This is a genomic window from Methylobacterium sp. WL12, from assembly GCF_008039475.1.
Classification (GTDB): Bacteria; Pseudomonadota; Alphaproteobacteria; order Rhizobiales; family Beijerinckiaceae; genus Methylobacterium; species Methylobacterium cerastii.
In genome coordinates, this window is record NZ_VRUW01000250.1 from 1 (window position 1) to 457 (window position 457).

At 70.5% G+C, this 457-nt stretch carries 1 protein-coding gene; it reads right to left on the bottom strand.

Annotated features, from left to right (window positions below; genetic code table 11):
- Positions 1-86 precede the first annotated feature (86 nt).
- Positions 87-457, bottom strand: a 371-nt coding sequence (gene tnpB, locus FV226_RS27735; protein ID WP_348644142.1) for an IS66 family insertion sequence element accessory protein TnpB, incomplete at its 5' end; no start/stop codon positions are given.

The window sequence follows — 457 nt, forward strand, 5'->3', positions numbered from 1 at the left end:
GTCGTCGGGGAGTGAGCCAGGATCGAGAGCCATATCAACAGCTTACGCCGTCCCGCCCTGCACGCAAGCCCGTTGCCGCCCCCGCGTCAGCCCGCGATACGGGGCCGATCCGTACGCACCGGGGCACGCCAGTCGATGCCTTCCAGCAGCATGGCGAGCTGCGCCGGCGTCAGTGCGGCGGCCGCCCCCGCCGTCGCCGGCCAGACGAAGCGACCCCTCTCCAGGCGCTTGGCGAACAGGCACAGGCCTTGGCCGTCCCACCATAGCACCTTGATCAGGTGCCCCTGCCGCCCACGGAAGACGAAGGCCTGTCCCGAGAACGGGTCGCGCGCGAGGTGATCCTGCACGAGGCTGGCCAAGCCGTCGAAGCCCTTGCGCATGTCGGTGTGGCCGGTCGCCAGCCAGACCCGCGAGCCGGAGGGAACCGGGATCATCGTCCCAGCAACGCCGCGATCAC